Here is a 6,489-nt window from a genome sequence, read left to right on the forward strand (position 1 = left end):
CTAGTGCCGCCGGTTGCGCACCGCCAGGAGTGTGCCGGCGAGGATGGCCGCGGTGGTCGACGCGGCGAGGATCGCGATCTTCGCATGGTCCAGGTGTTCGGGGTTGCCGCGGAAGCTCAGCTCGGCGACGAGTAGCGAGACGGTGAACCCGATCCCGGCGAGCAACGAGACGCCGGCGACGTCGATCCACCGCACACCCGGTGCCAGCTTGGCGCGGGTTGCCGTCACCGTCAGCCACGTGGTGCCCAGGATGCCGATCGGTTTGCCCAGCAGCAGGCCGGCGGCGATGCCGATCACGACGGGATCGCCGAGGGTGTCGCCCATCGAGCCCGCGCCGGCCAAGGAGACCCCGGCGGACAGGAAGGCGAACACGGGGACCGCGAACCCGGCCGACAACGGGCGGAATCGGTGCTCGAACTGCCCGGCCAGACCCTCGTCACCGGGCCCGTGGTCGCTGCCCCGGTACACCGGAACGGCGAAACCGAGGAGGACGCCGGCGATCGTCGCGTGGATCCCCGAGGCGTGCACCAACGCCCACGCGATGATTCCGAGCGGGAGCAGGACGGTCCACGCCGCCCACTGGCGGCGGGCGAACCAATCGGCCCACCGGTGCGCGAGGAGCGCGAAGGCGGCGAGGGGGACGGCGGCCAGCAGCAGCGGCGCCCAGGCGAGCCGCTCGGTGTAGACCACGGCGATGATCACGATGGCGATCAGGTCGTCGACGACGGCGAGCGTCAGCAGGAACAGGCGCAGCGACGCGGGGAGCCGCGACCCGACCACCGCCAGGACCGCGACGGCGAAGGCGATGTCGGTGGCCGTCGGGATGGCCCAGCCGTGTGCACCCGCACCGCCGCGGTTCACCGACAGGTAGACGAGTGCGGGCACCGCGACCCCGCCGAAGGCCGCGAGGACGGGGAGCACGGCCGTGCGCGGCGAGCGGAGTTCGCCGTCGACGAACTCACGTTTGAGCTCGAGCCCGACCAGGAAGAAGAACACCGCCAGCAGGCCGTCGGAGGCCCAGTGGCCCACGGTCAGGTCCAGGTGCCAGGGGGCGTAGCCGACGACGGTGTCGCGCAGCCGCTCGTAGGACCCGCGCGCCGGGCTGTTGGCGACGATCAGTGCGGCCATCGCGGCGCCGACGAGGAGGAAGCCGCCGACCGTCTCCTTGCGGAGGATCTCGACGACGCGCAGTGTCTCGCGGGTGGTGGGGGTGAAGGCGTCGGGCTCTGTCATGCCGCCTCGACCCCCGACGCCCAGCCGGGCGCGCGACAGCCCTCGGGCACGGGGCCGTGGGCGACGTCCAGGCCGGCCGTCGTCAGCGCCCAGGCGACGACCGAGTTGGAGTTCCACATCTCCGACGTGCCCGCGGCCCGCCGGCCCCAGGTGTGCACCGGCACCCGACGAACCGCCGCGAGTGTCCGCCGGGCCGCGTCGGCGTCCTCGCTGACCGTGGGCCGGGCGATCGCCTCACCGAGGTCGTCGATCGTGCCGTCGGGCCAGCAGCGCACCTCGTAGCGGAAGAGCCGAACCCGTCCCAGAAAGCCGAACCCCACCGGACCCGTCGCGACGACGCCGCGCCCACCGGCCGGGCCGCCCCACGCCGGCGCCTGCTCGACGACCCAGCGTCGACCGTCGACTTCGACGGTGAGGGCGGCGTGGACCAGCTGCTGCGGCGGGCGCCGATCGCGTCGCGCCGCCAGTGCCTCGTAGACGCGGCCGCAGCGCGCGACCACCCGCCCGCCCGCACCGAGCGGGATCCAATCGATGGTGACCGACACCGGCGGCGTCAGCCGCGACCGGCGGCGACGTCGTCCCAGCCGGGCACGTCCTCGGGGCGGCGCGGCGGGGGTCCGGTGTACACCGCGGCCGGGCGCACCAGGCGTCCGAGCCGCTTCTGCTCGAGGATGTGCGCGCACCACCCGGCCGAGCGACCGCAGGTGAACATCGCAGGCATCATCGGCGCGGGGACGTCGGCGAAGTCGAGGATGACCGCCGCCCAGAACTCCACGTTCGTCTCGATGGCGCGGTCGGGGCGCCGTTCCCGCAGCTCCGTCAGCGCCGCCTGTTCGAGCGCGGCCGCCACCTCGAACCGCGGCACGTCCAGCCGACGGGCGGTCTCGCGCAGCACGCGGGCGCGCGGATCCTCCGCGCGGTACACGCGGTGCCCGAAGCCCATCAGCTTCTCCTTGCGGTCCAAGATGCCCTTGACCAGTGCGCGCGGGTCGCCGGTCTTCTCCACCTCGGCGATCATCGGCAGCACGCGGGCCGGTGCGCCGCCGTGCAGCGGGCCCGACATCGCGCCGATCGCACCGGACAGCGCCGCGGCGACGTCGGCGCCGGTGGAGGCGATGACGCGCGCGGTGAAGGTCGAGGCGTTCATGCCGTGCTCGGCGGCGCTGACCCAGTAGGCGTCGATCGCCTCGGTGTGCTTGGGGTCGGGCTCCCCGCGCCACCGGGTCATGAAGCGCTCGGTGACGGTCGCGCACTCGTCGATCCGTTGCTGCGGCACCGGCGGCGCCTCGCCGCGGGCGGACTGGGCGACGTAGGACAGCGTCATGACCGACGCCTTGGCCAGGTCGGCGCGCGCCCGGTCGTCGTCGATGTCCAGCAGCGGCTGGAAGCCCCACAGCGGTGCCAGCGTCGGCAGGGCGGCCTGCACGTCGACGCGCACGTCGCCGGTGCGCGTGACGAGCTCGAGGGGCGGCGCCGGGTCGAGGGGCTTGCCGAACCGCCCGTCGACCAGCAGCGACCACACGTCGCCGAAGGTGACCCGGTTCTCCACGAGGTCCTCGATGTCCACGCCCCGGTACCGCAGGTTGCCGCCGTCCTTGTCCGGCTCGGCGATCTCGGTGGTGAAGGCGACGACGCCTTCGAGGCCGGGCGTGAAGTCCGCGGGCACGGTCGGACCGGATGCGGTCATGGGGGCTCCTGGGGCGGGGGAGAGGGGGCTGGGCCTGGATCCGATCCTAGGCTCCGCCGGAGTAACTTGGGCACCTATGGAACCGCCCCGCGAAGATCCGCTCAACCTGGCCGCGATGCGCGTCGGGTACGGCAGTCCGGCGACCGCCGGCGCCGACGGTGTGGCCGCCCACCTGGATCCGGCGTGGTTGACCGGTGATCCGCCGTGGCTCGGCCTGTTCGACCGCTGGCTGGCCGAGGCGGTCGCCGCGCAGATCCCCGAGCCCAATGCGATGGTCGTCGGGACGGTCGACGCCGACGGCCGGCCGGCCACCCGGACGGTGCTGTGCAAGGGGTACAGCGCGGCGGGGATCTGCTTCTTCACCGGCTACGAATCGGCCAAGGGGCGTGCGCTCGCGGCCCACCCGGTCGCGTCGCTGACCTTCCCGTGGATAGCGCTCGAGCGCCAGGTTCACTTCCACGGACCGGTGACCACGGTCGCCCCCGAGGCCACAGCGGCCTACTGGGACTCGCGGCCGAGGGGTTCGCAGATCTCCGCCTACGCGTCGGCACAGTCACGGCCGATCGCCGACCGGGCGGCGTTGGAGGCGCAGGTCGCGGCGGTGGCCGACCGCTTCGGCGGGATCGACGGCGACGAGCCGATCCCGGTGCCGCCGAACTGGGGCGGCTACCTCGTCGACGTCGAATACGCCGAGTTCTGGCAGGGTCGGGCCGACCGCCTGCACAACCGCGTCCGCGCCGTCCGCACCGACTCCGGGTGGGACGTCGAACGGCTGCAGCCGTAACCGTGCGCCGCTTCCTGGCCGACACCCGGCCGCTGACCAACGACGACTTCCGTCACCTGTGGGTGGCGAACATTGTCACGGTCATCGGTGCCCAGCTCACCGTCGTCGCGGTGCCGATGCAGATCTACGCGATCACGCAGAACTCGGCCTACGTCGGGCTGACCGGCCTGTTCGGCCTGGTTCCGCTGATCGGCTTCGGGTTGTGGGGTGGGGCGCTCGCCGACGTCTTCGACCGGCGCAAGATCCTGCTGGTGACGACCACCGGTCTGATCGTCACCGCGGTCGGGTTCTTCGTCCAGGCGGCCGCCGGGTGGAACAACGTCTGGGTGCTGCTCGGGCTGTTCGCCGTGCAGCAGGCCTTCTTCGCGGTCAACCAACCGACGCGCAGCGCCGTCCTGCCGCGCATCCTGCCGCTGGCTCAGCTGCCCGCGGCCAACTCGCTGAACATGACGGTGATGCAGGCCGGGGCCATCGTCGGGCCGATGCTCGGCGGCGTGCTGGTGCCGGTGCTCGGGTTCTCGCTGATGTACCTGCTGGATGCCGTGTCGCTGTTGGCGACGCTGTGGGCGGTGTGGCGGCTGCCGGCGCTGGTGCCCGGACACGCCGACTCGGGCGCGCGGCCCACCGCCGGGTTGCGCTCGATCGTCGACGGCCTGGTCTACCTGCGCGGGCACAAGGTGCTGTTGATGTCGTTCGTGGTGGACCTCATCGCGATGATCTTCGGCATGCCGCGCATCCTGTTCCCGCAGATCGCGCACGAGAACTTCGGCGGGCGCACCGACGGCGGCTGGCAGGTGGCGCTGCTCTTCGCGGCGATCCCGCTCGGCGCGGTCCTCGGCGGCGTGTTCTCGGGGTGGGTGTCGCGCGTGAGCCGTCAGGGCCTGGCCGTCGTGGTGTGCGTCGTCGTGTGGGGCGCCGCGGTCGCGGTGGCGGGCCTGGCGCTGTTCGGTGCGCACGGCGCCTGGTTGCCGATGCTGCCGGTGGTGGTCGTCGCGCTCGTCGTCGGCGGTGCGGCGGACATGGTGTCCTCGGCCTTCCGCATGACGATGCTGCAGTCGGCGGGCGACGACGCGGTGCGCGGACGCCTGCAGGGCGTGTTCATCGTGGTGGTCGCCGGTGGACCGCGCCTGGCCGACGTGGGCCACGGATGGGTGGCGGCGGCGGCCGGGACCGCGGTCGCCACAGCGGGCGGAGGTGCGGCGGTGGTGGTGCTGACGATCGTCGCCGCGCTGGCGGTGCCGGTCTTCGTGCGCTACCGGGTCCGGCCGGCGGTCGAGGAGGTCTGACCGGTCAGTCGTCGACCTCGTTGGACTGCCAGGGCAGGTTGCCGCGGCGCTGGGCGTGCACCGGGCAGTAGTGGATCGGGTTGTCGCGCTCGGCGCCCGAGGGCAGGTTCCGCTTGGGCGTTTCGAGCACGGGCGCGTCCATCGGCACGCGGCCGGCGACCCGGTCGTCGGCGTCGCGGGCGCGCGGGTGTCGCCGGTAGCGCGGCGGGACCAGCTTCATCAGGGTGTCGACGGTCTTGCCGAACAGGCGGAACAGCTTCTCGTCGCGGGCGCTCCAGGTCAGCCCCATCATCTCGCGGATCGGCTCGTCGTAGAGACCGGTGGTGAGCCACATGAAGGTCTTGTTGCCCGAGACGGCCATCCGCTTCCACAGCCAGCGCGGCGTCCACGACGGCAGGAACGGCGGGGGCGGCAGCTGGGTGATGTCCAGGACGGTGCGCACCGCGGCGTGGTCGCGCAGCACCCGGGTGCACATGTGGTCCCAGTACTCGAGGAAGTCCTCGTAGGTGTCCGGGACCGGGCGCATCGAGACGCCGTAGCGCGCGTACCAGGTGCGCGACTCCTCGAAGAGCCGGCGCTTGTCCGCCTCGGTGATCTTCGGCCCGAAGGCCTCGGCGCAGCGGATGTTGCCGTACCAGAAAGTCGCATGGGCCCAGTAGAAGACGTCGGGATCCAGGGCGTGGTAGCGCCCGCCGTCGTCCATCTGGCCCTTGATGGTCAGGTGGTAGTCGCGGACCTGGTGTGCGGTCGTCTCCGGGTCGGGGTCGAAGACGACGCCGCCGATCGGATAGACCGACCGGAGCAGTCGTTCCCAGCGCTCGCCGAAGAAGTCCGAGTGTTCCCACACGCCGGCGGCGAGCTTCGGGTGCATGTTCTGCATCGAGCCGGACCACAGGCCCATCAGCAGGCCGCGCCAGTCCCCGAAGAACCGATAGGTCGCCGAATCGGGGCCGAGACCCGGCAGGTCGTCGACGCCGGCACCGCGGGTGTGATCGGTGACGGGCTGGGCTGGTTCGAGCACCTCGGTCATGAGACGAAAGTCTAAATCCGTCTCACGGGAGAGTCAATGGCCCGTCCGCGGGTGCGGCCCGTCGGCGCAGCACCACCGTGGTCCCCGGGCTCAGCTGCCCGGCCGCGTCGAGCGAGTCGGCCGTCAGGACCGCGACGACGGGGTAGCCGCCGGTGACCGGGTGGTCGGGGCCGAACAGGACCGGCTGCCCGCCCGGCGGCACTTGGATCGACCCGTGCGCGATGCCCTCCGACGGCAGCTCGGGCAGCCGCGCCTGGTGGGCGAGCGCCGGCCCCTCGACGCGGTCGAGGCGGACCCCGACGCGGTTGCTCGCCGGATTCACCGTCCAGGTGCCGGTGTACAGCGCATCGGGGTCGACGAGGCGGTCGGCCCGCGGACCGTCGTCGGCGGTGAGGACGGTCGCGCCGCCGGCGCTCGCCCGTCGCGGTGCGTGTTGGACGACCGGCCATCGGCGCGCGGCCGTCCCGAC

At 72.7% G+C, this 6,489-nt stretch carries 6 protein-coding genes and 1 pseudogene; 2 read left to right on the forward strand and 5 right to left on the reverse strand.

Annotated elements, in window-relative coordinates; genetic code table 11:
- Genes nhaA through QM634_RS06625 form a run of 3 tightly spaced genes read right to left on the reverse strand, consistent with a single transcriptional unit; the run spans nt 1 to nt 2,920 of the window.
- Nucleotides 1-1,233, reverse strand: a complete 1,233-nt coding sequence (gene nhaA / locus QM634_RS06615; RefSeq protein ID WP_415041978.1) for a Na+/H+ antiporter NhaA — start codon at nt 1,231-1,233, stop codon at nt 1-3.
- Nucleotides 1,230-1,778 carry a hypothetical protein gene (locus QM634_RS06620; protein WP_415041979.1) on the reverse strand — a complete coding sequence of 183 codons (549 nt, stop codon included), beginning with the start codon at nt 1,776-1,778 and terminating at the stop codon, nt 1,230-1,232. Before QM634_RS06620 ends, nhaA begins: the two co-directional genes overlap by 4 nt.
- A gap of 8 nt (nt 1,779-1,786) precedes the next feature.
- A complete protein-coding gene (locus tag QM634_RS06625) occupies nt 1,787-2,920 on the reverse strand; it encodes a citrate synthase 2 (RefSeq protein ID WP_415041980.1) in 1,134 nt (377 codons plus the stop codon).
- Nucleotides 2,921-2,996: 76 nt separating this feature from the next.
- Between QM634_RS06625 and pdxH the strand changes: the two genes are divergently transcribed.
- Both pdxH and QM634_RS06635 read left to right on the forward strand, forming a co-directional pair.
- Nucleotides 2,997-3,704, forward strand: coding sequence for a pyridoxamine 5'-phosphate oxidase (pdxH, locus tag QM634_RS06630; protein ID WP_415041981.1), 708 nt, complete (start codon nt 2,997-2,999; stop codon nt 3,702-3,704).
- A 2-nt stretch (nt 3,705-3,706) separates the two neighbouring features.
- Nucleotides 3,707-4,990 carry an MFS transporter gene (locus QM634_RS06635; RefSeq protein WP_415041982.1) on the forward strand — a complete coding sequence of 428 codons (1,284 nt, stop codon included), beginning with the start codon at nt 3,707-3,709 and terminating at the stop codon, nt 4,988-4,990.
- A gap of 4 nt (nt 4,991-4,994) precedes the next feature.
- Here the strand turns inward: QM634_RS06635 and QM634_RS06640 are convergent, their stop codons facing one another.
- Nucleotides 4,995-6,020, reverse strand: coding sequence for an oxygenase MpaB family protein (locus tag QM634_RS06640; RefSeq protein ID WP_415041983.1), 1,026 nt, complete (start codon nt 6,018-6,020; stop codon nt 4,995-4,997).
- A 22-nt stretch (nt 6,021-6,042) separates the two neighbouring features.
- Nucleotides 6,043-6,489 (reverse strand): annotated as a pseudogene (locus QM634_RS06645) (allophanate hydrolase subunit 2 family protein); the annotation flags it as partial.

This window comes from Gordonia sp. (in: high G+C Gram-positive bacteria), assembly GCF_047606305.1.
Lineage (GTDB): Bacteria > Actinomycetota > Actinomycetes > Mycobacteriales > Mycobacteriaceae > Gordonia.